Here is a 23,536-nt window from a genome sequence, read left to right as displayed (position 1 = left end):
GACCCCGCGAGATGCCACTCGTGCGCACGCCTGACAGCGTGTCGCAGACGCGAGTGGCATCTCGCGTTTCCGCGCCCCGGCGCAGCGACCTCAGATCGCTCAGCGCCAGGCGCGCGTGTACTGCGGCGGCACGACGGAGTCGAGGTCCGCCCCCAGCTCCTGCGCCATGCGCGAGGCGGCGTGCGGGTCGCGGAGCAGCTCCCGCGCGAGCAGCACCACGTCGGCCTCGCCCGCCGCGAGCACCCCCTCGGCCTGCTCGGCCGTCGTGATCAGGCCCACCGCTCCCACCGGCGCACCGGTCGCCCGGCGCACCTCGCGCGCGAACGGCACCTGGTAGAGCGGAGCGACCGGGATCTCGGTGCCGCGGACCAGACCGCCGGTCGAGACGTCGAAGAGGTCGGCCCCCGCCTCCCTCGCCCAGCCCGCGACCACGACGGTCTCGTCGAGGTCCCAGCCGCCCTCGGCCCAGTCGGTAGCCGAGAAGCGCACGAGCAGCGGCAGCTCGCCGATCTCGGCGCGCACCTCGCGCACGATCTCGAGCAGGAGCCGCGCGCGGTTCTCGAGGGAGCCGCCGTGCTCGTCCTCGCGACGGTTCGACAGCGGCGACAGGAACTGGTGCAGCAGGTAGCCGTGGGCGGCGTGCAGCTCGATCACGTCGAAGCCCGCCTCGACGGCGCGGCGAGCGGAGTCGCGGAACGCGCGCACGAGACCCGGCAGCTCGTCCGCCGCGAGGGCCCGCGGCGCGGCGTAGCCCTCGAACGCGACGGCCGACGGAGCGACCGTGCTCCAGCCGCCCTCCTCCGCCGGCACGGTTCCGCGCCCGCTCCACTCGCGGTAGGTCGACGCCTTGCGGCCGGCGTGCGCGAGCTGGACCCCGGCGAGGGCGCCCTGCTCGTGCACGAAGTCGACGATCGGCGCCCAGGCTTCGCGCTGCTCGTCGTTCCAGAGCCCGGTGTCCCAGGGGCTGATCCGACCCTCGGGGACGACCCCCGTCGCCTCCGCGATCACCACGCCGACTCCTCCGCGCGCGATCGAGCCGAGGTGCACGAGGTGCCAGGTGGTGGGCACGCCGTCGCGGGCCTCGACCGAGTACTGGCACATCGGAGCCGCCCACAGGCGGTTGCGGGCCGTGCGGGAGCGGAGGGTGAGGGGCTGGAAGAGAGCGGGAGCGGTGGTCATCCAGGGGACAACCGCTCCCGCCCACGGATTATGCCGGGAGCCGTCAGCTCGGCCAGGCCGAGCCGGGCGCCTCCTGCCAGACGGCGCTCGAGGGAGCCAGCGCCGCGAGCTCCTCGAACAGCGAGTCCGGGATCTCGAGCGCGTCGTCCGCGACGAACTCGTCGAAGTGCTCGGCGGTCGTGGCGCCGACGACGGTGGTCGTGATCCGCTCGTCGCGGGTCGAGAACTGCAGCGCGGCCGCACGGAGCGGCACGCCGGAGCGGTCGCATGCCTCGCCCATCTCGGTGACCGCCTGCACGATCTCGGGCGGCGCGGGGCGGTAGGCGTACGTCTCGACCGGCTGGGGCCAGCGCGCGAGCGCCCCTCCTCCGTAGACCGCCGCGTTCACCACGACGACGCCGCGGTCGACCGAGACGTCGATCAGCTCGTCCGACGAGCGGTCGACCAGCGTATAGCGGTTGTGGGTGATGACGGCGTCGAAGAGGCCCGTCTCGACGTAGTGCTGCAGCATCGGCGCCGGTCCGCCCGAGATGCCGATCGAGAGCGCGACTCCCGCCTCCTTCATCGCGACGAGGGCGCGCACGGGGCCATCCTCGGCGAAGGCCTCCTCGTACGAGATCCGCTCCGGGTCGTGCAGGTAGAGGAGGGGGAGCACGTCCATGCCCAGGCGCTCGCGGCTCTCGTCGAGGCTGCGCCGCATCCGCTCGCCCGAGTAGCTGCCGGTCTCGGGATCGCGGTCGAGCTTCGTGACGACGGTGACGCCCTCGGGCACGCCGCCGTGCGCACGCAGAGCCTCGCCGATCAGGCGCTCGCTGTGACCCTGGGCGTACTCGTTCGAGGTGTCGATCACCGAGACGGCGCGGTCGGCGGAGGAGTCGAGCACGCGTTCGAGGGCGGGCACCCGCTCGAGGTCGCGGACGCGCTCGGGCTTCCACGACGTGCCGAGGGTGAGGCGCGTGACCTGGGCGCCGGAGGGCCCGAAGGGGCGGAGGAGGGGTGAGGCGGGAGTCGAGGACTGCGATGTCATGGCACCCAGCTTGTCAGTGCGCGCCTGTCAGTGCGGAGCCGTGCCCTCAGGTGCCCGCAGCTCCACGATCGCCTCGGCGACCCGCGACACGAGCTCCGCCGGCGGCTCCCGGTTCCACGGCAGCGCCACCGTGTCCTTGCCGGTGCGGAGCGCCGCGAGCTCGTGCTCGAGCTCGGGCGACAGGCGCGGCACCGGATGCAGGCCGACGTGCGTCTTCCACCCGGCCCAGTGGATCGCGTAGCGCCCGCCGAGCATCACGGCGGGCATGCCGTAGCGGATGCGCTCCTCGGCGTCGGGGACCGCGGCCAGGATCAGGCGGCGCACCTCCTCGAGCCGTTCCCGTCGTTCCGGCGGGAACGCTGCCAGATACTCCTCGACGGTGGTGGCGGCGACGCTCATGGCGCCATTCTGCTCGGCCTCGCGCCTCGAGGGCACCCCTGCCAGGATCGGGAGATGGCCAGCGAACGTCTCGACGCCCTCGTCACTCCCGCGCTCGTGGTCGACGAAGCAGTCCTCGACCGCAACATCGCCCGTGTCGCCCTCCGGGCCCGCGAGCGCGGCCTGGCGCTCCGCCCGCACGCCAAGACCCACAAGTCGCTCGAGATCGCGCGTCGCCAGCTGGCTGCGGGAGCCGTCGGCCTCACCGTCGCGACGGTGGCCGAGGCCGAGGTCTTCGCCGCGGGCGGCTGCGACGACCTCTTCATCGCCTACCCGCTCTGGCTCGACGCCGAGCGGGCCGGACGCCTGCGCCGGGTCCTGCGGACCGCGCGCGTGCGCATCGGAGTCGACTCCGCGGAGTCCGCCGAGCGCGCGGCCGCCGCGGTCCCGGCCGCCGAGCGCGAGCGCCTCGAGGTCGTTGTCGAGGTCGACTCGGGCCACCACCGCAGCGGAGTGCCGCCGCAGGAGGCGGGCGGGGTCGCGGCCGCCGCCGTCGCCGCCGGGCTCGACGTGGTCGGCGTCTTCACGTTCCCCGGGCACAGCTACGCGCTCGAGGCGCGCGCCGCCGCGGCCCGCGACGAAGCGGAGGCGCTCGCCGCGGCCGCCGCGTCGCTCGCGTCGGTCGGCGTCCAGGCCCGCGTGATCAGCGGGGGATCGACTCCCTCCGCCGACTTCGCCGATCCCGGCGTGCTCACCGAGCTGCGACCGGGGGTGTCCGCCCTCGGCGACGCGCAGCAGTGGGAGATGGGCACGATCGGACCCGAGTCGATCGCGGTCACGGTGCTCGCCACGATCGTCTCCCGCCGCGCCGACCGGCTGATCGCCGATGCCGGGAGCAAGGTGCTCTCCTCCGACCGCGGCGCCGTGTCGAGCGGGTTCGGGCGCCTGCCCGAGCACCCGGAGGCGCGGGTCACCGTGCTGTCCGAGCACCACGCCACGATCACCGGGCTCGACCTCCCGGTCGGATCGCGCGTGCGGATCGCTCCCAACCACGTCTGCGTCGCGGTGAACCTCGCCGACGAGTACTACGTGCTGACGAGCGACGGCGGCTCGGCCGTCTGGCCCGTGGACGCCCGCGGACGCAACAGCTAGAGCGCGCGGCCCCGCGGGATCCGCAGCCCGATCAGCGCGGTGAGCGCGAGCAGCACGAACGCCGAGCCGAACGCGGCGGTCGGCGAGGCGGCATCCGCCAGCGCTCCCGCGAGGAGGGGCCCGATCACTCCGCCGAGGTCGGACGCCGCCTGGAACACCGAGACGGGCCGCCCGCCGCGATCGCCCGCCGCGTCGCCCACGAGAGCGCCCGGCGCCGTCCCCATGAAGGCGGCGGCCGCTCCGTAGAAGCAGAGCAGCAGCACGAGCAGCCAGAGCTCCGACACCAGCGGCATCGCGAGCATCGCCAGCGCCGCGACCGCGAATCCGCCGATCAGCGCCGGGCGGCGACCCACCGTGTCGACGAAGCGACCGGCCGGAGCGAGCGCGACGGTCTGCACGACCGCGGCGATCGCGAAGGCGATGCCGGTCCACGCCGGGTCGTCGCCGAGGCCCTCGACCACGAGGACGGGCACGAGGGTCGCCCGCACGCCCATCGCCGACCAGCCGAGCGCGAAGTTCGCGAGCACGGCGCTCTGGTAGCGGCGATCGCGGATCACCTCGCGCATCGGAGTGACGACCACCGCCTTCGCCGCATCGGCGTCCCGCTCCGGCCGGCGCAGCAGGACCAGGCCGACGAGTCCGGCCACGGCCAGCGTGCCCGCGTAGAAGAAGAACGGCGCGGTCAGCGAGATCGCCGTCAGCACGCCGCCGACGGCGGGCCCGGCCATGCCGCCGAGCAGGAACCCGCCCTGGTAGAAGCCGATCGAGCGGCCCCTCCGCTCGGGCGCCGCCGTGCGCAGGAGGAGCGTCATCGCGGCGACCGAGAACATCGCCGACCCGATCCCGCCCGCGCCGCGCAGCAGCAGCAGGTGCGCGTAGTCGCCCGCCAGCCCGACCAGCGCGCTCGAGAGCGCCACGATGCCGATGCCCGTCGCGAGCACCACGCGCTCGCCGAGCCGGTCGACGAGCGGTCCGACGAACGGATTCGCGACCAGCCGCATCAGCGCGAACGCCGACACCACCGCTCCGACCTCGACGTAGCCGACCCCGAAGCTGCGCACGTAGACCGGCAGCACGGGCACGACGACGCCGAAGCCGAGCATGACGAAGAACGCCACGATCCCGAGGACGAGGACGTCGCGCGGGAGCCTCTCGCGCCCGCCCCGGTCCTGCCACGGAAGTCTCACCCCCCGACGCTACCGGTGATGTCCCCCATGCGGGGACGAGGCAGGGGGAACGGAGCGGGGTCTCGTCAGCCGGCCAGCGGCACGACGGAGGGCAGGATCCCCGGGTAGCTGACGTAGTAGAGGACGCCGTCGCTGTGCAGCACGCCGCGGCCGGGGTAGCTCTCGTCCTCGACGTCCGGTCCGTTGAGGAACCCGGGAGCCGAGGCGTCGTCCGCCGTGAAGCCCTCGGAGAGGAACCCCTCCCGGGCGGTCGGCCACTGCTCGTCGCTCAGGGCGAGCTGGCCGACGACGACGTACACGTCGCCCTGCCCGGTCCACCGGCAGAGCAGCCCGGCCTGCTGCATCTCCTCGACGATCGGGTAGTCGAAGTAGGTAGCCGGCTCCGGGTTCAGCCGCAGCCCCTCGGACTCGAGGGCGGCGAGCTCCGCCGCGGTGAGGAGCTCGGGGCAGGGGGTGAGGCGGCCGGCGACAGGGGCGGCCGGTGCCGGTGCCGCGGGTGCCGGTGCTTCGGCTGCGGGCGCTTCCGCAACGGGAGTCTCGGCAGCCGGCGCCGGCGTCTCGCCCTCCGGCGCCTCCGCGGTCGGAGTGGCGGCCGCGGCCGTGGCGGTCGGAGTCGCGGCGGGAGCGCGGGTGGCCGTGGTCGTCGCTGTCGGAGCCACCGTGTCGGCCGGCGCGGGCTCCGTGCAACCGGTCAGCGCGAGCACTCCCAGGAGGCCGAGGCCCAGCGTGTGCCGGGCCGTTCTCGTCCGTGCTGCGCTCGTCCGTGCTGCGCTCGTCCGCGCGGCGCGGATGCTGTCACTCGTGAACCGGCTCATCGTCGTTCCCCCTTCGTCGCGGGCTGTGCCGTGCCTCTGCAGGGCTGAGCCTCTGCAGAGAACAGCGCCTCTGCGCCGAGGCTACCCGCGACGTCCGGGCCCCGCACCGATCGACCAGACCCGCGGAGGAAGTGCCCCGGTCACGGAGTGATCGCCGACGATCCGCGCCTTGAAGACCCACGGGTTGTGACTGGCGGCGGTGCGGGCGTTGCGCCAGTGCCGGTCGAGGTTCTTCGAGGTGCTCACTCCGGAGGCGCCCAGCGCGTCGAAGACGTCGGAGGTCGCTCGGGTGGCGAGCTGCGTCAGAACGATCTGCGCCTGGGCCGCCTCGAGTTCCGCGAGGTCGTTCAGGTGCTCCTCCTGCACGAGATCGTCTCCGGAGGCGGCGTCGTGCGCGAGCTGCAGGGCCTGCGCGGCCTTCTCGACGATCGCCGAGCCCGCCCACGCGGCCGCCGAGATCTGGCCGACGACCTGCAGGATCTGCGGGTCGGCCGCGTACGAGTCGGCGTTGCCGTGCGAGTAGATGCGTGTGCGGGCGCGGACCGCCTCCGCGAGCTCCCGCTCGGCGGCGGCGATCGACCCCGCGAGCACCGACAGCAGCACCGCCTGGTAGAACGCGGTCTGGTAGCGGAACCGGGTCCCGAAGTCGATCACGTCCTCGGCGGCGACCTCCGCGTCGACGAAGGTGCTGGTGCCGGAGCCCGTGGTGCGCTGGCCGAAGCCGTCCCAGTCGTCGGCGTGCGTCACTCCGCTCTGGTGCGCGTCGACGATCGCGATCACCGTCGCGCCGGTGTCGGTGCGCTGGGCGAAGGTGTCGATCCAGTCGGCGAAGATGCTGCCGGTGGAGTAGTACTTGGTGCCGTTCACGCGGAACCGGGTCGGGTCGCCCTCGATCGGGCTGACCTTGGTGTTCACGTCGCCGATCGCGACGGTGCCGATCTCGGTCCAGGCGTTGCCGCCGAGCTGCCCGTCGGCGAAACGCGACAGCCAGCGCTCGCGGGTGCCGTCGGTCGCGACCAGGCGGTCCTCGACGAGGGCGAAGTGGCCGCGCAAGGCCTGCGGGATGTTGGAGTCGGCCGCCGCGAGCTCGGTCAGCAGGCGGAAGAGCTGGGGGAGCGACGCCCCCGCTCCTCCGTTCTCGATCGGGACGCGGACGGCGCCGAACCCGGCCTCGGCGAGGGCGCGGATCTGCTCGGCGGGCAGCACGTGATCGCGCTCGCGAGCGGAGGCGCCCGCCGCGATCTCGGCGAAGAGCGGCCGGAAGCGCGCGGCGAGGGTCTCGTAGGGGACCTTCTCGGTCGTCGCGGTGGGCGCGGCGGTGGTGGCGACAGGCATGTCGGCTCCTCTCGATCGGCGCGCCGGAGTCGGCGGCACGGGTGCGACGGTAGCCGCCGGCGGTACCGGGCCGCCGTCTGTGTCCAGGTGTTACGGGGAGGGAGGGACGGACGGATCGCCTGGGGAGGAAGGCAGGGGCGGGACCCGGCCGGGAATGCCTCGCGGCGCTCGGCGTTGCCCCTGGGGATGACTTCGACGCACCCGTCCACCCCGTCCACCTCCTCCGCCACTGCCTCCGACGCCCCCGACTCAGCGACCGACCGCCGCGCCCTCGTCGTCGGCGCGACCGGCATCGGCGGCTCCGCCCTCGTCGACCTGCTGACGGAGCAGGGCTGGCCCGTGACCGCCCTCTCCCGCCGGCCGATCGCCGAGCGGCTCGGTGTCCGCCCCCTCTCGGCCGACCTCCGCTCGGCCGAGGACCTCGCCCGCGTCCTCGCCGACGAGCGCCCCACCCACGTCTTCTTCACCGCCTGGTCACGCCAGGAGACGGAGGAGGAGAACATCGCCGTCAACGCCGGCATGGTCCGCGACCTCCTCGCAGCACTGGCGCACGCGCCGCTCGAGCACGTCGCCCTGGTCACCGGGCTCAAGCACTACCTCGGACCCTTCGAGGCCTACGGACAGGGCGCGATGCCCGACACCCCGTTCCACGAGGAGGAGGAGCGCCTGGACGCTCCGAACTTCTACTACGCGCAGGAGGACGAGCTCTTCGCCGCCGCCGAGCGCGCGGGCTTCACCTGGTCGGTGCACCGCTCGCACACCGTGATCGGGCACGCGGTCGGCAACGCGATGAACATGGGACTGACCCTCGCGGTCTACGCCTCGATCCAGCGCCAGCTCGGCGAGCCGTTCGTGTTCCCGGGCTCGCTCACCCAGTGGAACGGCCTCACCGACATGACGGATGCCACCGTGCTCGCCGCGCAGATGCTGTGGGCCGCGACCTCCGAGGCCGGTCGCGACGAGGCGTTCAACGTCGTCAACGGCGACGTGTTCCGCTGGCGCTGGATGTGGACGCGCCTCGCCGAGCACTTCGGCGTGGAGCCGGTGGGCCCGGGGGAGCAGCCGCAGCCGCTCGAGCAGCAGATGGCCGATGCGCAGCCCGTCTGGCAGCGCCTGGTCGAGCAGCACGGCCTGATCGAGCCCGACCTCGCCCGCGTCGCCTCCTGGTGGCACACCGACGCCGACCTCGGCCGTGGGATCGAGGTCGTCACCGACATCAGCAAGTCCCGCCTCGCCGGATTCACGCTGCACCACCGCACGGTCGACTCCTTTACCGCGCTGTTCGACCGCTACCGCGCCGAGAAGCTGATCCCGTAGGGCGGATCCCGGCGCCCCTTCCCGGTCTCCCGACCGTCGCCGTCCCGTCGTCTCCGCGTCACCCCGATGACACCGACCGCACCTAGCGTCACGGCATGGCGGCGGCGGTGAGCGGAGCATGATCGAGCGGGTCGACCCGTTCCTCGGCACGGAGCCCACGGACCTCCCGGATCCCGTCGGCCTCGCCGCGACCTGGTGGTCGCCGAAGCCGCAGATCGGCAACACGCATCCGGGCGCGACGTACCCGCTGGGCATGGTCTCGGCGTGCTCCTACTCCGGGGCGTACCCGACGGGCTACGGACGCTACGACCTGGCGCTCGAGGGCGTCCCTCCGCGGATCCGCGAGGGCATCGAGGCGTCGGGCTTCACCCACTTCCAGCAGTCGGGCACCGGCGCGATCCGGAAGTACTACAACTACCTCCGCGTCACGCCGATGATCGAGCCGCTCGACGAGCTCGGCCGCAGCTGGGACGTCGTCGACGAGGTCGCCGAGCCGGGCTACTACGCCGCGACCCTCTCCTCGGGAGTGCGCGCCGAGCTCACGGTCGGCCCCGCCTCGGCGGTGCACCGCTACACGTTCCCGCGCCACCGCAGCGCCCGCGTCGTCGTCGACCTGTCGCTCGGCGGCCTCGCGATCCCGAGCGGAGCGACGATCCCGCTGCGCGCGCAGCTGCGCTCGATCTCGCCCGGCGTCGCGAGCGGCGAGATCGTGATGGAGGGCGCTCCGCTGGCCGTGCACCTCGAGTGCGACGCGCTGCAGTGGCGCCAGATGCTCTGGTACGACCGCCGGCTGATGCCGGGCGGCACCCGGCTCGACTTCGACCACATCCGCCCGACGACCCTCCGCCCGTTCGGCCTGATGTGGGCCGGACCGAGCGAGCCCGGCACGACCGTGGAGCTCCGCATGGGCTTCTCCCTCCGCGGCACGGAGCGCGCCCGCGAGAACCTGCACCGCGACGTGCCGCCGACCGGCACCGGCTTCGACCAGCGCCGCGACCGCACCCGCAAGACGTGGCGGAAGCACCTGCGCCGGATCGCCGTCGACACCCCGTCCGTCGATCGCGAGACCGTCTTCTCGACCGCGTTGTACCACTCGCTGATCAAGCCGTGCCTCGCTCCCTCCGAGAGCCCGTTCTGGCCGACCGACGGTCCGTTCGTCTTCGACATCAGCACCATGTGGGACATCTACCGCACCCAGCTCCCGCTGCTCACGGCGCTGCTGCCCGAGCGCGCCGTCGAGATCGCGGCAGCCCTGCTGACCATCTGCGAGGAGGAGGGCAACTTCCCGATCGGCTACCGGATGGCGAAGGGCAGCGACCGCTTCTCGCGGCAGGGCAGCGCCCTCGCGCACACCTTCCTCGCCGACCTCTGCCGACTGGGTCTGCCCGGCATCGACTGGGAGGCGGCCCTGGTGCACATGGCGGAGGATCTCAAGCGCACCTACGGCGAGGAGTTCCTCGCGGCCGGCGAGGCGCATCCGATCAGCCACACCCTCGACCTCGCCCACGGCTACTGGTGCACCGCGGTCGTCGCGCGTCACGTCGGCGACCGGGTGCTCGCCGAGCAGCTCGAGGAGCGCGCGGCGCAGTGGGTGAACGCCTTCGACCTGCGGACGGGCCTGCTGAAGGACTCGACCTACTACGAGGGCACGCGGCACAACTACTCCTTCCGCCTGCTGCACGACATGGCGGGGCGCATCGCGCTGAGCGGAGGGGACGACTCCTTCGTCGCGCAGCTGGACGAGTTCTTCGGCTACGGCGCCGAGCCGGTGCGCCAGCCCGGACTCCCGCCCGAGCGCGCCGAGATGCTCGCGGGTGCCGCGCTCGGGCGCTTCGAGGGGCTCAACAACGAGCCCGACATGGAGTCGCCGTGGGCCTACCACTACGCCGGCCGGCCCGACCGCACGGCCGAGATCGTGCACGGCGTGCTGCACCAGCGCTTCGGCACCGGCCGCGGCGGACTGCCCGGCAACGACGACTCCGGAGGCCTGAGCTCCTGGTACGTCTGGGCGGGTCTGGGCCTGTTCCCCGTCGCGGGGCAGGGGCTGCTCCTCGTGAACGCCCCCGCGTACTCCCGCGTGTCCGTGGCCGTCGGCGGCGCCGACTTCGAGATCCGCACGACCGGCTTCGTCGAGCCCGTGCCCGGCGGGCCGGTGCAGTACGTGCAGTCGGCCGAGCTGAACGGAGCGCCGCTCGAGGCGAGCGTCCTGAGCGCCGCCGAGCTGCACCGCGGCGGCGAGCTCACCCTGCACCTCGGTCCGGAGCCGTCGGACTGGGCGACCGCGTCGGAGTACCGACCGCCGTCGCATCCGGCGCGGCCGACCACGACCACCATCCAGCCCAGCACCATCCAGCCCTAGGAGGAGACCATGGACCAGAGCACTCACGCGAGCACCGTGCAGAACCGGCTCGTGATCGTCGTCCGGGCGGATCCGGTGATCTGCGGCCACTCGGTCGAGGCGCGCAACCTGGCCGAGACGGCTCGCGAGCGCGGCTTCGACGAGGTCCGCATCGTCACCTGGCCGATCGAGCGCCTCGAGGCGGCGGGTCTGCCGCTGAAGCCGCTGGACGCGGTGCTGCCCTACAGCGCCGGCATCATCGTCGAGCGACCGGCCCCGGTGGGCGACTACAAGGTGCCGGACGGCCGCTACCTCGCCGGCATGATCGGCCGCCTGGTCGAGCTCTTCACCGACGGCGTTCCCACCGTCTGCCTCTCGCTCTACCTCAGCCCCCACACGATCGCGGTGGCGGATGCGCTGCGCGCGGCCTGGAGCACCGGGCTCCCCGTCGACGTCACCACGGTCGCGGAGGCGGTCGGCTCGGACGTCACGAACGTCGTCCGCCGGGCTGTGGAGGAGGGTCGCCTGGGCGCCGCCGCCCACATCTTCGCCTCCTACCTCTCGCAGGACCACTGCGTCGCGGTGTCGGAGTACACCCGCGACCTCATCGTCGAGGAGGCAGAGCGGATCGACGCCGCGCACGGCACCCGCTTCGCCGAGCAGTGCCGCGCCCGCATCGAGATCTCGTACCCGGCGATCGACTCCGACGCCTACTCCGACCTCGACCCGGTCGCCCTCGAGGACCTCGTGCGCGCCCGCGGACTGCGCAAGGACGGCTACGTGCTGTTCCTCTCGCGCCTCACCGAGGCCAAGGGCGTCGAGGACCTCATCGCCGGCTACGAGCGCAGCCGCGTGCACGAGCAGCACGAGCTCGTCATCGCGGGCCGCGGTCCCCAGGAGGCCGAGCTGCGCCGGATCGCGGCGGTGTCACCGCTGGCGCACCGCATCCGCTTCCTCGACGACGTGGGCGACGCCGAGAAGCCCTACCTGATGGCCGGATGCTCGGCCTTCGTGCTGCCCAGCAAGCCGCGCCCGGAGTTCGTCGAGACCTTCGGCATCGCGCTCGCCGAGAAGATGCTCGCCGGAGGCGGCCCCGTCATCACGACGCTCACCGGAGGCATCGGCGAGGCGATCGGCGAGCACGCGTTCATCACGCCGGTCGAGGACCCGGATGCGATCGCCGCCCTGCTGGACCACGCGATCCTCGAGCTCGACGACGCCGAGCGGGCGCGGCTCGCGGTGGGCGCGCGCGAGTACGCGCTGCGCTTCGACCGCCGGGCCGTGTTCGACCGGCTGTTCGCGCGACTGCCGCAGTCGGTGCGACCGGAGCCGGCGCTCTAGGGGGCGCGGGGGTCAGCGCCGGTCGCGTCGCTCCTGCGACTCCGGCGCGATCTCGGACGGCAGCGAGAGCCGGTAGCGCACGAAGCGGAGCGTGAAGCTGCGGCGCTCGGAGCCTGCGGGACTCGCGGCGCCCTCGAGGCGTTCGGCGAGCACGCGGATGCCGAGGACGGCGACGATCCGCCACTGCTCGAGGCCGCCGGAGGTGACGGCGGTGAAGACCGCTCCGGGGTGCGCGAGGTCCTGCGCGGGCGCTGCGGCGGCCCCGTCGACGTCGGCGCCGCCGTCGGTGCCGTCGATGTCGGCGCCGCCGTCGGTGTCGTCGGTGTCGTCGGTCGTGCGGGAGGTGGTGTCGAGGGTCATGTCGCCGGGCTCCTGAGGGGTGGCGGACCTGATCACGGCGCGTCGGGTGCGCCTCGAATCCGGGCGCCGGCCTCGGGCAGGGGGACCCGGGCCGGCGACCGGCCATGCGTGCGGAGCGAGGACGAGCCCGCCGGAACGTCCTCAGCGCCGCCCTCGAAGTGTAGAGGTCCTCACCATCCTGTGGCGGGGAATGTCAACCACCTTCGAGCGAATTGCGAGGAAGAGCGATCCGTGCTGTACCCGGACGCGACGAAGGCCCGCTCCAGGGAGGAGCGGGCCTTCGTGGGTGCTGCTGCCGGATCGGCTCGTCGATCGGGAGTCGTCGGATCCGGGGGAGTGGTGGCCGGTGGGGCTAGGCGGCGGGCTCGGCGCGGCGCAGCGGCACGGCGGCCTGCGTGGCGGGCTCGGGCACGATGCGCAGGCCCGCTCCGCTGTTCGCCCGCTCCATCAGCGACTCGACCCACTCCGGGTTGATCGTGGGCTGGCGGCTGCCCTTGAACTCGAACTGGATCGGGATGGTCGGGTGCATCCAGACCCCGCGGCGGCCGGTGCCGGCCTGGGGGGAGGCGTCCAGGGTCAGCAGGAAGCGCTCGTCGCGGCGGAACTTGTTGATGATCACGATCTGGAGGTGGGCGAGTGCCCGGTCCTCGACCTCGATGGCGGCGGGAGGCGTTCCGTACAGGATGTTGCCCATGATCTTCTCCGATCAGACGAGTGGGTGCGGTCCGATCAGCATATCGCTAGACAGACTTCCTACTAGTCAAGCTAGCTAACAGGGCTGGGGGGATTGACCGACCGGTACTGCAGCGATAGTGGCGCCGGACGCGGAGAGAAGAAGCCGCCAGGCCTTGTGCCCACGACGGATCGACGGTATCGCCCGAAGGTGAACGGAGGTCGAGAGCTCCGAGTCGCCGGAGCGGGGTCACGGGCGACCTCAGGCGCGACGGCGCTCCTGCGCGCTGTCCGCGAGCTCGTCGGCGAAGGCCTGGTCCGCGTAGGCGATGTCGGCCGTCTCGGTCGGGTTCTCGACGATGTCCCGCATCGTCTGGAGGAAGCGGATGATCGTTCCCGCCTCGGTCGCGTCGAGCCTCTCGGCCGCTTCGAGCATCCGGCGGTGCATCTCGTCGAGCGTCTCGCGCACCTCGCGGTGGGAGGTGGGGGTCGCGACGATGCGGATCGCGCGGCGATCGCTGGGGTGGGGCTGGCGCACGACGTGACCGCTCTTCGCGAGCCGGTCGATCAGCACGGTCGTCGACGCGGAGGAGATGCCGAGGTAGGCGGCGAGGTCCTTCGGGCTCACGTGCTGGCCGGTCTGCTGGCGACGCATGAGGAACTGCACCGCGAGCAGGTCGTTCTCGCCCATGCCCATCGATCCGCGCGTGCGGCGTCGCATCGCGGTCTCGGCGGTCCGGAAGGCCCGCATCGCGGCGAGGACCTCGACGGCTCCGGGCTCGCTCGTCTCGCCCGGGAACCAGAAGGCTCCGGGTCGAGAGGTCGCGACGTCGTCCATGCAGGACAGTCTAGACAGTCGTGTAGCAAGAACATCTAGTGATCGGGAACCCCGGTCGACCGGGTTGTGCGCGAGCGGTTCGTACCGATAGAACTGCCATAGCTAGTTAGACAAGCTAGCGATTTCAGCGGAGGGCGGTGCGGCGTGATCGAGACGGTCGACCTCCTGCCCCCGAGCACCGTCGCGGACCCGCTCCTCGGGGCGACCCTCGCGGGTCGCTACCTGGTCCTCGAGCGCATCGGCGAGGGCGGCAGCGCCACCGTCTACCGGGCCCGCGACCAGCGCCTCGCCCGTCCCGTCGCCGTGAAGGTGCACCGCGCCGTCGCCGACACCCCCAACGAGCGATCGCGACGCGAGCGCGAGATCCGCCTGCTCATCGACTCCCGCCACTCCGCCGTCGTCGAGATCCTCGACCAGGGCGAGATCGCGCACGAGGAGGGCGAGCTGTCGTACCTCGTCCTCGAGTACTTCGACCCCGCCGACCCGGCCGCCGCCTGGTTCTCCTCCTCCGACGAGCGGATGATCGCCGAGGTCGGCGCTCAGGTCGCCGACGCGCTCGCCCACCTCCACGCCCGCGGAGTGCTGCACCGCGATGTGAAGCCCGAGAACGTCCTCGTGCGCTCGCGGCCCGTGCCGGCCGGCGCCTCCCTCCGCGAGGCGAAGCTCAGCGACTTCGGCATCGCCCGCGCGGTCGACGACGCTCGCCTGACCCGCCCCGACCTGCTCGTCGGCACTGCCGGCTACCTGAGCCCCGAGAGCGTGGGAGCCGGCCCCGTCGGTCCCGCGTCCGACGTCTACTCCCTCGGTCTCGTGCTGCTCGAGGCGCTCTCGGGGCGCCGCGCCTACGAGGGCACCACGCTCGAGATCTCGCTGCAGCGGATGCACCACGCACCGGCGCTGCCCGCGAACGTCCCCGAGCGCTGGCGCCCGCTGCTGACCGCGATGACCGCGCTCGACCCGGCCGAGCGCCCGTCGGCGTCGGCCGTCGCCGAGCAGCTCTGGAGCGGGCTGCAGGGCGGGACGGTCACCGCCCCGGCGCGGATGCGCCTGCACGGGCTGCTCGCGACCGTCGCCGCCGTGGCGGTGGGTGCGCTGTCGGCGCTGTCGCTGACGCACGTCCTGGGCTGAGCGCCATCGGTGCCCGGCTCAGGTCCTCCGGAGCCAGGGTGCCGTAGTCTCCCGGCCATGAGCCCCCGTCGACTCTTCCACGTCCTCTCGATCGTCGAGGCGGTGACCTGGACCCTCCTGATCGGCGGCATGCTGCTGAAGTACGCCGTCGGCGTCGGCGACTGGCCCGTCAGCGTCGCCGGTCCGATCCACGGCTTCGCCTTCCTGGCCTACGGCGCCGCCGCTCTCGTGCTCTCGGTCAATCAGCGGTGGTCGATCGGAGCGACGGTCCTCGCGGTCGCCAGCGCGGTGATCCCGTACGCCACCGTGCCGCTCGAGCGCGGCTTCGAGCGCCGCGGGCTCCTCGAGGGCGGCTGGCGCCGGGTCGCGGGCGACGACCCGCGCGATCAGCGGGTGACGAGCAGGCTGCTGCGCTGGGCGCTCGTGCGGCCCGTGCTCGCGGGGGCGCTGGTCCTCGCGGCCGTGGCCGTCGTGTTCACAGCGCTGCTGATCGTCGGTCCGCCCGGGGGCGGCGAGGCGTAGGGATCCGCGGTCAGGCCGCTCGGCGCGCTTCGGCGTCGATCAGCACGACGGCCGCGCGGCGCGCCTGCAGGGCGGCCTCGGGCGTCCCGGCGATCGCGGCGGTCGTCTGCGCGCCCTCCGCGAGGATCGCGAGCTGCGCCGCCAGCTCGGCGTCGCCTCCGATCTGCTCGGCGAGCTCGGCGAGGAAGCTCTGGAACGACGCCTTGTGCTCGCGGGCGAGCTGCGCCACGGCCGGATTCGAGGAGCCCAGCTCGCCGAACGCGTTGATGAATCCGCAGCCGCGGAAGGTGTCCTCCGAGAACCAGTCGAAGAGGAAGTCGTAGATCGCGAGCAGCTTCTCGCGCGCGCCGTCGGCTCCGGCGACCCGGACGGTGACACCGGCGGTCCAGGCGTCGTGCCGGCCGTGCAGCACGGCCACCACGACGGCCTCCTTGCTCGGGAACTCCGCGTAGAGGCGCTTCAGCGAGACGCCAGCGGCGGTGCGCAGCTCGTCCATGCCGACCGACAGGATCCCGCGCTCGTAGTAGAGGCGGTCGGCCGCGGCCAGGATCGCGGCGCGCGGCGAGGTCGTCGCGACATCGGGATCGGCGGTGGGCGCGGGCATCCTCCCATCGTACGCGCCGAGGGAACGCGCGTTCTCGGACCGACGGGAACCGGCTGCCGCGATGTCGGCGGCCGGTGCTAGCGTCGGCCGCGCCCGGGCCTCCCCGGGCCGCGATCCCGGAGGGGGAACGGCATGGTCCTGGCGATGCAGGCGGACGACTACTCGGGCACCTCGCTGCGCGCCGTCGAGGTGGAGCTCGGCGAGCCCGGGCCCGGAGCGGTGCGCGTGCGCGTCCGCGCGGCGGGAGTGAACCCCTCCGACGCCAAGCTGCTGCGGGGCGTCTTCGGGCAGGGCCGCACTCCGGTGCGCCCGGGCTCCGAGGTGTCGGGAGTCGTGACCGCGGTGGGCGAGGGAGCCGTCGGTCCGCTCGGTCCGCTGCACGTCGGCGACGAGGTCGTGGCCTTCCGAGTCGCGGGCGGCTGGAGCGAGGAGCTGATCGCACGGGCGTCCTCCGTCCTGCCCAAGCCCGCCGGGCTCGGCTGGGAGGCGGCGGCCGGGCTCCTGCTGACCGGCACGACGGCCGTGCACCTGCTCGAGGCGGTGCGGGTCGCCGCCGGCGAGACCGTGCTCGTGCACGGGGCGAGCGGAGCGGTCGGGAGCCTGCTGGTGCAGCTCGCGGTCGCCCGCGGTGCGCGGGTGCTGGGCACGGTGAGCGCCCGCGGCGAGGCGGTCGTCCGGCGCTTCGGCGGCGAGCCGCTGGCCTACGGGCCGGGTCTCGAGGAACGCGTGCGGGCAGCGGCACCTGACGGCGTCGACGCCGCCCTCGACACCGCGGGCACCGACGAGGCCCTCGACGTCTCGGTCGCCCTGATCGCCGACCGCTCCCGCATCGCCACCATCGCGGGCTTCGAGCACGCCGAGCGCCTCGGCGGCGTGCTGCGGCTGGGCGGGGGAGCCGGCGCCGATCCCGGCACCGCGCTCCGCGACTCCGCCCGCGCACCCCTTCTCGACGCGGCCGGCCGGGGGGAGCTCGAGGTCGTCCTCGCACCCTCGTTCCCGCTCGCCGAGGCGGCCGCCGCCCTCGAGCTCGTCGCCTCCGGCCGCGCTCGCGGCAAGGTGGTGCTGGTCCCCTGAGCGAGGTGCGCACCCTCGAGCTGCGGGCGAACGGGCCGGTCGACCTCCCGGCGACCGCGAATCTCCTCCGGAACCACGCGCTGCCCGGAGCCGAGCGGGTCGCCGACGGCGGCCGCCGGCTCGAGCGGCTGCTGAGCATCGGCGGTCGGCCGCGGCACGTCGCCCTCGAGTCGACGGCGTGGGGCGCGCGCGTCACCGCCGGGGCCGATGCGGTCGACGCGGCGGCGGCGCTCGTGCGGGCCTGGCTCGATCTCGACTCCGACGTCGAGGCGATCGGCCGGTCGCTGTCCGTCGATCCGCTGCTCGCGCCCTCCGTCGCCGCGCGGCCGGGGCTGCGGGCGATCCGGTATCCCGAGGCGTTCGAGGCCGCGGTCGTCGCGGTGCTCGGCCAGCAGGTGTCGGTCGCGGCGGCGCGCACCTTCGGCGGCCGGGTGGTCGCGGCCTTCGGCGGTGCCGGCGAGGCGGGGCTGCGGTCGTTCCCGACTCCGGGCGCCCTCCTTTCCGTGCCGCTCGAGGAGCTGCGCTCGGCCGTCGGAGTCACGAACGCCCGAGCGCGCACCGTGCGGGCCGTCGCGAGCGCGTTCGCGGACGGGCTGGTGCTCCATCCCGCCGCCGACCTGCCGCAGCAGCGGCGGGCGCTGCTCGCGATCCCGGGGATCGGCCCGTGGACGGCCGACTACCTCGCGCTGCGGTTCCTCGGCGACCCCGATGCGTTCCCCGCGGGCGACCTCGTGCTGCGGCGCGCCCTGGGCGGGGTGACGACCGCGGTCGCCGAAGCGCTGTCGGAGCAGTGGCGGCCGCATCGCGCGCACGCCGCGTTCCACCTCTGGGCCTCGACCGGGGCGATCTGAACGCCGCGATCCCGCCGGTCTCCAGCTGAGAGAGACCTCTAGCTCAGGTACTCGACGTCGTCGTAGTGGAACGGCGCGTCCTCGGCGTCCGGATCTTCCGCAGGCACGTCCTCGTGCTCGAGGATCACGGCGACTCCGGGGGAGACCAGGACGCAGACCTCGCGCTCGCCGGCGACGGTGAAGCTCACCATGTCGCCGTGATCGCGGACCGCCTGGACGAGGCGTTTCTCGAGGTCCTCGGTGTCGAGCTCCAGGCTGAGCAGGAAGCGGCGTCCGTCGATGCTGAGGACGGTGCGCCTCATCGTGTCCTCCTGCTCCGGGCCCCCGCCGCGCGTCGAGCGACCGGGGGTGACCGCCTTGACGCGCAGCGAGGCGGCGTGCATCCGGATGACGGCGTTCATGTGCTCTCCGGTCGGGACTCATGGTGACGGCGGCCCGCCGTGCGGCGGTCCTCCTTCATCTCGGACTCGAAGAGGTGGCGGCGGCCGTCGGCGAGCTCGTCCCGAGCGGCGCGCTCCTGCTCGCGGAACGCGCTGTAGTACGTGTCGTCGTAGTCCTCGACGATCTGGAAGGTCCAGCGGCCCTCGATGACGTTGCGGCCGACCAGCTGCGACTCGAGGCGTTCGGCGACCCCGTCGTGCCCCGCCTCGCGGAACGCATCGACGGCCTCGCCGAGCGCGAGGTCGGCGGCTCCGGTCAGGCGGTGGAAACCGTAGAGGAAGCCGCGGGCGTGCTCGACGGTCTCGAGCGCCTCCGAGAGCTTGCCCAGTGCGGCGACGGTGGCGTCGTCGAGCCCGGCCGGGCGGAGGTGCGCGGTGTCGGGGTTGTCGTGCGAACCGGTCATCTCAATGAGCTTAGGCGGACCATACTTCGCTGCCACCCCCTTGCGCCGGGCTCGCGAAACGTCCTGGAACGAGCGCGAGGGGGTTCGTCAAGGGCCTCCCCGAGTCCGACGGGCGTCGCTTAGCGTCGCGTCATCGGGCCCCCCGAGCGACGACGTGGTCGCGGGGTCCGGCGATCGGGAGGCACCGTGCTCGGCTTCGGAATCGAGGAGGAGTTCGTCCTGCTGGACGCCACCGGCCTGCATCCGCTGGACCTGGGGAACGCGGTCTACTCCGAGTTCTTCGGGGACCCGAACTTCGGCGGCTGCCTCGGCCGCGAGTTCCTCGCCTGCCAGCTCGAGTTCACTTCGCCGGTGCTGCGGAGTCTCGCCGAGGCGCACTCCTGCCTGTCGAGGTTCCGCTCCCGCCTGACCGCGACGGCCGCGGCGTTCGACGCTCTCGCGGCCGGCGTCGGGGTGCCGTTCGCGTCCTCGGGACAGCCGGCGCTCTCTCCGGAGCCGCGCTACAGAGCAGTAGGAGAGCGGATGGGCGCGCTGATCGACGAGCACCGGGTGCAGGCCCTGCACGTGCACGTCGAGGTGCCCGGCCGCGACGCGGGAGTGGCCGCGCTCAACCGGCTCCGGATCTGGCTGCCGACGGTGCTCGCGCTGTCGGTCAACTCGCCGTTCCGCTCGGAGGCCGACACCGGCTTCGGCAGCTGGCGGAGCGTGGCGCTGCGCCGGTGGTCGACCGCCGGATGCCCGCCGCGGTTCGCGAGCGCCGACGACTACGACCGCCGCGAGCGCGCGCTGATCGGCCTCGGGGCGACGGTCGACCGCGGAGCGATCGCTTGGCAGGCGCGGCTCTCGTCACGCTATCCGACGCTCGAGATCCGGGTCGCGGATGCGCAGCTCGACGCGGCCGACGCCGTCCTGATCGCGGGGATCTGCCGCGCTCTCGTGCGTTCGGCACTCGACCGGGCCGAGGGCGGGGAGCCGTGCTCGCCGATCGCCCCCGAGCTGCTCGACGCGGCGCTCTGGCACGCGGGCCGGTTCGGGCTCGACGGCACCCTCCTCTCGCCCGGCGAGGGCCGCGCACTGCCGGCCGCCGAGGTCGTGGGCGAGCTGCGCGAGTGGATCGACGGTGCTCTGCACGACCTCGGCGACGCGGAGGCGGTGGACGACGGACTGGAGAGGCTGGCGCGCCTCGGCACGGGCGCTGCTCGGCAGCGCCGGGCCTTCGCGGAGGGGGGCACGCGCGGGCTGAGCGAGCTGCTGGGCACACCGGGCAGCCCCGCCCCGCGGAGCCTGCTGCGCGAGCTGTCGAGGAGGCGGGACTAGACGGACGGCGCGGCTCGAGGGACGGCCGGCGCCCGCGGCGGCAGCTCCACGAGCCGGACGTCGTGCAGCGCGCCCGCCTCGGCGACAGCGTTCAGATAGGTGCAGGCCGGCCGACGGCGTCGATCCGTCGGCGAGCCCGGATTGAGCAGGCGCAGGCCGCCGGGGCTCACCGAGTCCCAGGGGATGTGGCTGTGGCCGAAGACGAGCACGTCGACGTCGGGGTGCGCGGCGTCGGCCCGCGCCTCCCGGCCGCTCGAGGCGCCCGTCTCGTGGATCACGGCGACGCGCAGACCGCCGACGACCGCGTGGGCGACCTCGGGCAGGCGGGCGCGCAGCTCCTCCGGATCGTTGTTGCCCCAGACGGCGAGCAGCCGCGGCGCCCGGGCCTCGAGGGCGTCGAGGGTCGCCTCGTCGACCCAGTCGCCCGCGTGCACGACCAGGTCGGACTCGTCGACGGCGCGCCAGACCTCCTCGGGCAGCTCCTTCGCCCGCTTGGGCAGGTGCGTGTCGGCGAGCAGCAGGAGGCGGACCGGTCCGTCGAGGCGCGGGGGAGCGCCGGCGGCGTCCGGGACGAGGAGGGCCATCAGCGCCCGGGGGTCGGCTCGACCCCGCCCTCGGCGCCCGGCTGCTCGGGAGTGCCGCTCCGGGCCAGGCGCTCGTCCAGCGCGTCCAGCGTCGGCACGAACCAGAGGTGGTCGCCGCCGTTCGACTCGACGACGAAATCGTGGAAGGCGCTCGACTCCGAGACGGCCGCCGTGATGTCCCCGACGACCACGAGGCGCTTGCGGTAGTCGACGAGCGTCTGCACGAATCCGCCCGCGATCCCCGAGCGCAGGTGGAAGAACTCGGGATCGAGACGCCCGACCGGCACGACGACCGTCTCGGCCGCGCCGTCGTAGCTGCCCCCGACGAGCGCGAGCGCGTCCTCGGGGGTCGACAGGGCGGGGCCGTCGTCGTCGACGAGGAGGAGGGGGACGCCCTGACGGGTCTCGGTGCGCATCGTCCCAGTCGATCACGGCGGACCCGGGAGCGCCAGGGTCCGCGGACGGACGCCCGGCCGTGTGCTCAGCCCTGCGCTCGGAAGCCGCGCAGACGCAGGCTGTTGAGCACCACGAACACGCTCGAGAACGCCATCGCCGCACCCGCCACGAGCGGTCCGAGCAGCCCGGCCATCGCGAGCGGGATCGCCGCGACGTTGTACGCGAAGGCCCAGAAGAGGTTGCCGCGGATGATCCCGAGCGTCCGCCGGCCCAGCCGGAGCGCGTCGGGCACCCGGGCGAGGTCGTCGCCGACGAGCGTGATGTCGCTCGCCTCGATCGCGGCGTCGGTGCCGGCACCCATCGCGATGCCCAGATCGGCCGCGGCGAGGGCGGCCGCGTCGTTCACTCCGTCGCCCACGAGCGCGACGCTGCGGCCCTCGGAGCGCAGACGCTCCACGACCGCGAGCTTCTCCTCCGGGAGCACCTCGGCGATCACCTCGTCGATGCCGACGGCCGCGGCGGCCGCTGCGGCCGCGCGGGAGTTGTCGCCGGTGAGCAGCAGCACGCGGAGCCCGCGGGAGCGGAGCGACGCCACGGCGCGGGCGGCCTCGGGACGCGGCTCGTCGCGCAGCACCGCCAGACCGCGGAGCTCGCCGTCCCAGCCCACGCCGACCACGGTCCCTCCGCTGCCTCCGGCCCGCTCGGCCTGCTCGGCGAGCGCTCCGGGCGCGAAGCCCCACTGCTCCTCGAGCCAGCGGAGCCGGCCCGCGACCACGAGCCGGCCCTCGACGCGGGCACGGACGCCGAAGCCGGCGCTCGCGCGGAACCCGCTCGCCTCGGGCACGTCGAGGCCGCGCTGCTCGGCGCCCCGGACCAGTGCCGAGGCGAGCGGGTGCTCCGAGCCGCGCTCGACGGCGGCGAGCATCCGCAGCGCCTCGTCGCCGCTGGACTCGACGACCTCGAAGGCGCCGGTGGTCAGGGTGCCGGTCTTGTCGAACACGACCGTGTCGATCCGGCGGCTGGTCTCGAGGACCTCGGGTCCGCGGATCAGGATGCCCAGCTGCGCGCCGCGGCCCGTGCCGACGAGCACCGCGGTCGGAGTGGCGAGGCCGAGCGCGCACGGGCAGGCGACGACCAGCACGGCGACGGCGGGCGAGACGGCCGCCGCGAGGTCGGCGCCCGTGAGCAGCCAGCCGACGAGGGTGGCGAGCGCCAGCACGACGACGACGGGGACGAAGACCGAGGAGACGCGGTCGGCGAGCCGCTGCACCCGCGCCTTGCCCGCCTGCGCCTCCGAGACGAGGCGGCCCATCCGGGCGAGGACGGTGTCGGAGCCGACGCGGTCGACCCGCACGGTGAGCACGCCGTGGGCGTTGAGCACGCCGCCCGCCAGGACGACGCCCGGGCCCACTTCGACCGGCACGCTCTCGCCCGTGAGCATGCTCGCGTCGATCGCGCTCGAGCCCTCGAGGACGGTGCCGTCGGCGGCCACGGTCTCGCCGGGGCGGACGCGGATCCGGTCGCCGACCGCGAGCGAGGCGGCGGGGACGCGCTCCTCGGAGCCGTCCGCGGCGAGGCGCACCGCGTCCTTCGCGCCGAGGTCGAGCAGGGCGCGCAGCGCCGCTCCGGCGTCGCGCTTCGAGCGGGCCTCGAGGTAGCGGCCCGCGAGGACGAAGATCGGCACCGCGGCCGCGACCTCGAGGTAGATCTCGTCGTGGCCCGAGCGCGAGCCGAGCAGCTCGAACGGCATTCTCATCCCGGCGCGACCCGCGTCGCCGAGGAAGAGGGCGTACAGCGACCAGCCGAACGCGGCGAGCACGCCGAGGCTGATCAGCGTGTCCATGGTCGTGGAGCCGTGCCGCAGCGCCGTCACCGCGTTCCGGTGGAACGGCCAGGCGCCCCACACGGCCACCGGGGCCGCGAGCGCCAGGCACAGCCACTGCCAGTTCGCGAACTGCAGCGGAGGGATCATCGACAGCAGGACGACGGGCGCGGCGAGCAGGGCCGAGACGCCCAGGCGGGTGCGGAGGGTCCGGCGCTCGAGATCGGCGGGACCGGTCGGGTCGGAGGCGGACGGCTCGGCGCTCTCGCGGGCGGGCACCGTCGCCGTGTAGCCCGCCGCCTCCACTGCGGCGATCGCGTCCGCGGCCGTCGTGCCCTCGGGCAGCACCACCGTGGCGCGCTCGAGCGCGAGATTCACCGTGGCCGTGACTCCGGGCAGTGCGACGAGGCGCTTCTCGACCCGGGCGACGCACGACGCGCAGGTCATGCCGCCGA

Annotated in this window: 24 protein-coding genes; 9 read left to right on the top strand and 15 right to left on the bottom strand. The window is 73.8% G+C overall.

Features of this window, described 5'->3' with window-relative positions:
- Positions 1-99: 99 nt before the first annotated feature.
- Genes ASF46_RS14115 through ASF46_RS14105 form a run of 3 tightly spaced genes read right to left on the bottom strand, consistent with a single transcriptional unit; the run spans position 100 to position 2,605 of the window.
- Complete coding sequence (locus ASF46_RS14115; protein ID WP_056868145.1) at positions 100-1,179, bottom strand: NADH:flavin oxidoreductase/NADH oxidase; 1,080 nt, start codon at positions 1,177-1,179, stop codon at positions 100-102.
- A 43-nt stretch (positions 1,180-1,222) separates the two neighbouring features.
- Positions 1,223-2,206, bottom strand: coding sequence for an aldo/keto reductase (locus ASF46_RS14110; protein ID WP_056868144.1), 984 nt, complete (start codon positions 2,204-2,206; stop codon positions 1,223-1,225).
- 27 nt (positions 2,207-2,233) lie between these two features.
- Positions 2,234-2,605: an iron chaperone gene (locus ASF46_RS14105; RefSeq protein WP_056868143.1), complete on the bottom strand. Its 372-nt coding sequence runs from the start codon at positions 2,603-2,605 to the stop codon at positions 2,234-2,236.
- A 54-nt stretch (positions 2,606-2,659) separates the two neighbouring features.
- On the opposite strand from ASF46_RS14105, the gene ASF46_RS14100 reads away from it, so the two are divergent.
- Positions 2,660-3,736 (top strand): alanine racemase, encoded by a 1,077-nt coding sequence (locus ASF46_RS14100; RefSeq protein WP_056868142.1) that lies wholly within the window; start codon positions 2,660-2,662, stop codon positions 3,734-3,736.
- On the opposite strand, the gene ASF46_RS14095 is transcribed toward ASF46_RS14100, so the two are convergent.
- The 3 genes from ASF46_RS14095 to ASF46_RS14085 form a co-directional block, all read right to left on the bottom strand.
- Positions 3,733-4,923 carry an MFS transporter gene (locus ASF46_RS14095; RefSeq protein ID WP_056868141.1) on the bottom strand — a complete coding sequence of 397 codons (1,191 nt, stop codon included), beginning with the start codon at positions 4,921-4,923 and terminating at the stop codon, positions 3,733-3,735. The two genes, ASF46_RS14100 and ASF46_RS14095, sit on opposite strands and share 4 nt — an antisense overlap.
- A gap of 65 nt (positions 4,924-4,988) precedes the next feature.
- Positions 4,989-5,738 carry a hypothetical protein gene (locus ASF46_RS19195; RefSeq protein ID WP_056868140.1) on the bottom strand — a complete coding sequence of 250 codons (750 nt, stop codon included), beginning with the start codon at positions 5,736-5,738 and terminating at the stop codon, positions 4,989-4,991.
- A gap of 81 nt (positions 5,739-5,819) precedes the next feature.
- A complete protein-coding gene (locus ASF46_RS14085; RefSeq protein ID WP_056868139.1) occupies positions 5,820-7,073 on the bottom strand; it encodes an acyl-CoA dehydrogenase family protein in 1,254 nt (417 codons plus the stop codon).
- Between the two features lie 186 nt (positions 7,074-7,259).
- Here ASF46_RS14085 and ASF46_RS14080 point away from each other — a divergent pair, with 186 nt between their 5' ends.
- The 3 genes from ASF46_RS14080 to ASF46_RS14070 all read left to right on the top strand — a co-directional run bounded on the left by ASF46_RS14080 (position 7,260) and on the right by ASF46_RS14070 (position 12,069).
- Positions 7,260-8,390, top strand: coding sequence for an SDR family oxidoreductase (locus ASF46_RS14080; RefSeq protein ID WP_056868138.1), 1,131 nt, complete (start codon positions 7,260-7,262; stop codon positions 8,388-8,390).
- A 118-nt stretch (positions 8,391-8,508) separates the two neighbouring features.
- On the top strand, positions 8,509-10,749 hold the full coding sequence (locus ASF46_RS14075) for a glycoside hydrolase domain-containing protein (RefSeq protein ID WP_056868137.1): 2,241 nt from the start codon (positions 8,509-8,511) through the stop codon (positions 10,747-10,749).
- 9 nt (positions 10,750-10,758) lie between these two features.
- Positions 10,759-12,069, top strand: a complete 1,311-nt coding sequence (locus tag ASF46_RS14070; RefSeq protein WP_056868136.1) for a glycosyltransferase family 4 protein — start codon at positions 10,759-10,761, stop codon at positions 12,067-12,069.
- Between the two features lie 12 nt (positions 12,070-12,081).
- Here the strand turns inward: ASF46_RS14070 and ASF46_RS14065 are convergent, their stop codons facing one another.
- From ASF46_RS14065 to ASF46_RS14055, 3 genes are all read right to left on the bottom strand, one after another.
- Positions 12,082-12,429, bottom strand: coding sequence for a hypothetical protein (locus ASF46_RS14065; protein ID WP_056868135.1), 348 nt, complete (start codon positions 12,427-12,429; stop codon positions 12,082-12,084).
- A gap of 352 nt (positions 12,430-12,781) precedes the next feature.
- Entirely contained in the window at positions 12,782-13,123 is a 342-nt protein-coding gene (locus tag ASF46_RS14060) for a hypothetical protein (protein ID WP_055790318.1), read from the bottom strand.
- A 240-nt stretch (positions 13,124-13,363) separates the two neighbouring features.
- Positions 13,364-13,939 (bottom strand): MarR family winged helix-turn-helix transcriptional regulator, encoded by a 576-nt coding sequence (locus ASF46_RS14055; RefSeq protein WP_082485505.1) that lies wholly within the window; start codon positions 13,937-13,939, stop codon positions 13,364-13,366.
- Between the two features lie 144 nt (positions 13,940-14,083).
- On the opposite strand from ASF46_RS14055, the gene ASF46_RS14050 reads away from it, so the two are divergent.
- Positions 14,084-15,067, top strand: coding sequence for a serine/threonine-protein kinase (locus tag ASF46_RS14050; protein ID WP_056868134.1), 984 nt, complete (start codon positions 14,084-14,086; stop codon positions 15,065-15,067).
- Between the two features lie 57 nt (positions 15,068-15,124).
- Positions 15,125-15,589 (top strand): DUF3817 domain-containing protein, encoded by a 465-nt coding sequence (locus ASF46_RS14045; RefSeq protein WP_056868133.1) that lies wholly within the window; start codon positions 15,125-15,127, stop codon positions 15,587-15,589.
- A gap of 10 nt (positions 15,590-15,599) precedes the next feature.
- Here the strand turns inward: ASF46_RS14045 and ASF46_RS14040 are convergent, their stop codons facing one another.
- Positions 15,600-16,193, bottom strand: a complete 594-nt coding sequence (locus ASF46_RS14040; protein WP_056868132.1) for a TetR/AcrR family transcriptional regulator — start codon at positions 16,191-16,193, stop codon at positions 15,600-15,602.
- A 132-nt stretch (positions 16,194-16,325) separates the two neighbouring features.
- Here ASF46_RS14040 and ASF46_RS14035 point away from each other — a divergent pair, with 132 nt between their 5' ends.
- Positions 16,326-17,267, top strand: coding sequence for an NADP-dependent oxidoreductase (locus tag ASF46_RS14035; RefSeq protein WP_082485504.1), 942 nt, complete (start codon positions 16,326-16,328; stop codon positions 17,265-17,267).
- Between the two features lie 5 nt (positions 17,268-17,272).
- Positions 17,273-18,118 carry a DNA-3-methyladenine glycosylase 2 gene (locus tag ASF46_RS14030; RefSeq protein WP_056868131.1) on the top strand — a complete coding sequence of 282 codons (846 nt, stop codon included), beginning with the start codon at positions 17,273-17,275 and terminating at the stop codon, positions 18,116-18,118.
- Between the two features lie 38 nt (positions 18,119-18,156).
- Here ASF46_RS14030 and ASF46_RS14025 read toward each other — a convergent pair whose 3' ends face one another.
- Both ASF46_RS14025 and ASF46_RS14020 read right to left on the bottom strand, forming a co-directional pair.
- Positions 18,157-18,519, bottom strand: coding sequence for a hypothetical protein (locus ASF46_RS14025; RefSeq protein ID WP_056868130.1), 363 nt, complete (start codon positions 18,517-18,519; stop codon positions 18,157-18,159).
- Entirely contained in the window at positions 18,516-18,962 is a 447-nt protein-coding gene (locus ASF46_RS14020) for a hypothetical protein (RefSeq protein WP_056868129.1), read from the bottom strand. Before ASF46_RS14020 ends, ASF46_RS14025 begins: the two co-directional genes overlap by 4 nt.
- A gap of 186 nt (positions 18,963-19,148) precedes the next feature.
- Here ASF46_RS14020 and ASF46_RS14015 point away from each other — a divergent pair, with 186 nt between their 5' ends.
- On the top strand, positions 19,149-20,279 hold the full coding sequence (locus ASF46_RS14015) for a carboxylate-amine ligase (RefSeq protein WP_056868128.1): 1,131 nt from the start codon (positions 19,149-19,151) through the stop codon (positions 20,277-20,279).
- On the opposite strand, the gene ASF46_RS14010 is transcribed toward ASF46_RS14015, so the two are convergent.
- The 3 genes from ASF46_RS14010 to ASF46_RS14000 form a co-directional block, all read right to left on the bottom strand.
- Positions 20,276-20,863 carry a metallophosphoesterase family protein gene (locus tag ASF46_RS14010; protein ID WP_056868127.1) on the bottom strand — a complete coding sequence of 196 codons (588 nt, stop codon included), beginning with the start codon at positions 20,861-20,863 and terminating at the stop codon, positions 20,276-20,278. The two genes, ASF46_RS14015 and ASF46_RS14010, sit on opposite strands and share 4 nt — an antisense overlap.
- Entirely contained in the window at positions 20,863-21,279 is a 417-nt protein-coding gene (locus tag ASF46_RS14005; protein WP_056868126.1) for a DUF4180 domain-containing protein, read from the bottom strand. Before ASF46_RS14005 ends, ASF46_RS14010 begins: the two co-directional genes overlap by 1 nt.
- Before the next feature lie 65 nt (positions 21,280-21,344).
- Positions 21,345-23,528, bottom strand: coding sequence for a heavy metal translocating P-type ATPase (locus ASF46_RS14000; protein ID WP_082485605.1), 2,184 nt, complete (start codon positions 23,526-23,528; stop codon positions 21,345-21,347).
- Between the last annotated feature and the right edge of the window lie 8 nt (positions 23,529-23,536).

Source organism: Rathayibacter sp. Leaf296 (assembly GCF_001423045.1).
GTDB lineage: Bacteria > Actinomycetota > Actinomycetes > Actinomycetales > Microbacteriaceae > Rathayibacter > Rathayibacter caricis.
This window is presented reverse-complemented; position numbering and strand designations above follow the sequence as displayed.

What these genes read in the sequence shown, in the direction of transcription:
- ASF46_RS14115 (WP_056868145.1), bottom strand. Translation starts at nt 1,179, where the DNA reads ATGACCACCGCTCCCGCTCTCTTCCAGCCCCTCACCCTCCGCTCCCGC.
- ASF46_RS14110 (WP_056868144.1), bottom strand. Translation starts at nt 2,206, where the DNA reads ATGACATCGCAGTCCTCGACTCCCGCCTCACCCCTCCTCCGCCCCTTC.
- ASF46_RS14105 (WP_056868143.1), bottom strand. Translation starts at nt 2,605, where the DNA reads ATGAGCGTCGCCGCCACCACCGTCGAGGAGTATCTGGCAGCGTTCCCG.
- ASF46_RS14100 (WP_056868142.1), top strand. Translation starts at nt 2,660, where the DNA reads ATGGCCAGCGAACGTCTCGACGCCCTCGTCACTCCCGCGCTCGTGGTC.
- ASF46_RS19195 (WP_056868140.1), bottom strand. Translation starts at nt 5,738, where the DNA reads ATGAGCCGGTTCACGAGTGACAGCATCCGCGCCGCGCGGACGAGCGCA.
- ASF46_RS14085 (WP_056868139.1), bottom strand. Translation starts at nt 7,073, where the DNA reads ATGCCTGTCGCCACCACCGCCGCGCCCACCGCGACGACCGAGAAGGTC.
- ASF46_RS14080 (WP_056868138.1), top strand. Translation starts at nt 7,260, where the DNA reads ATGACTTCGACGCACCCGTCCACCCCGTCCACCTCCTCCGCCACTGCC.
- ASF46_RS14075 (WP_056868137.1), top strand. Translation starts at nt 8,509, where the DNA reads ATGATCGAGCGGGTCGACCCGTTCCTCGGCACGGAGCCCACGGACCTC.
- ASF46_RS14070 (WP_056868136.1), top strand. Translation starts at nt 10,759, where the DNA reads ATGGACCAGAGCACTCACGCGAGCACCGTGCAGAACCGGCTCGTGATC.
- ASF46_RS14065 (WP_056868135.1), bottom strand. Translation starts at nt 12,429, where the DNA reads ATGACCCTCGACACCACCTCCCGCACGACCGACGACACCGACGACACC.
- ASF46_RS14060 (WP_055790318.1), bottom strand. Translation starts at nt 13,123, where the DNA reads ATGGGCAACATCCTGTACGGAACGCCTCCCGCCGCCATCGAGGTCGAG.
- ASF46_RS14055 (WP_082485505.1), bottom strand. Translation starts at nt 13,939, where the DNA reads ATGGACGACGTCGCGACCTCTCGACCCGGAGCCTTCTGGTTCCCGGGC.
- ASF46_RS14045 (WP_056868133.1), top strand. Translation starts at nt 15,125, where the DNA reads ATGAGCCCCCGTCGACTCTTCCACGTCCTCTCGATCGTCGAGGCGGTG.
- ASF46_RS14040 (WP_056868132.1), bottom strand. Translation starts at nt 16,193, where the DNA reads ATGCCCGCGCCCACCGCCGATCCCGATGTCGCGACGACCTCGCCGCGC.
- ASF46_RS14035 (WP_082485504.1), top strand. Translation starts at nt 16,326, where the DNA reads ATGGTCCTGGCGATGCAGGCGGACGACTACTCGGGCACCTCGCTGCGC.
- ASF46_RS14025 (WP_056868130.1), bottom strand. Translation starts at nt 18,519, where the DNA reads ATGAACGCCGTCATCCGGATGCACGCCGCCTCGCTGCGCGTCAAGGCG.
- ASF46_RS14020 (WP_056868129.1), bottom strand. Translation starts at nt 18,962, where the DNA reads ATGACCGGTTCGCACGACAACCCCGACACCGCGCACCTCCGCCCGGCC.
- ASF46_RS14010 (WP_056868127.1), bottom strand. Translation starts at nt 20,863, where the DNA reads ATGGCCCTCCTCGTCCCGGACGCCGCCGGCGCTCCCCCGCGCCTCGAC.
- ASF46_RS14005 (WP_056868126.1), bottom strand. Translation starts at nt 21,279, where the DNA reads ATGCGCACCGAGACCCGTCAGGGCGTCCCCCTCCTCCTCGTCGACGAC.
- ASF46_RS14000 (WP_082485605.1), bottom strand. Translation starts at nt 23,528, where the DNA reads ATGACCTGCGCGTCGTGCGTCGCCCGGGTCGAGAAGCGCCTCGTCGCA.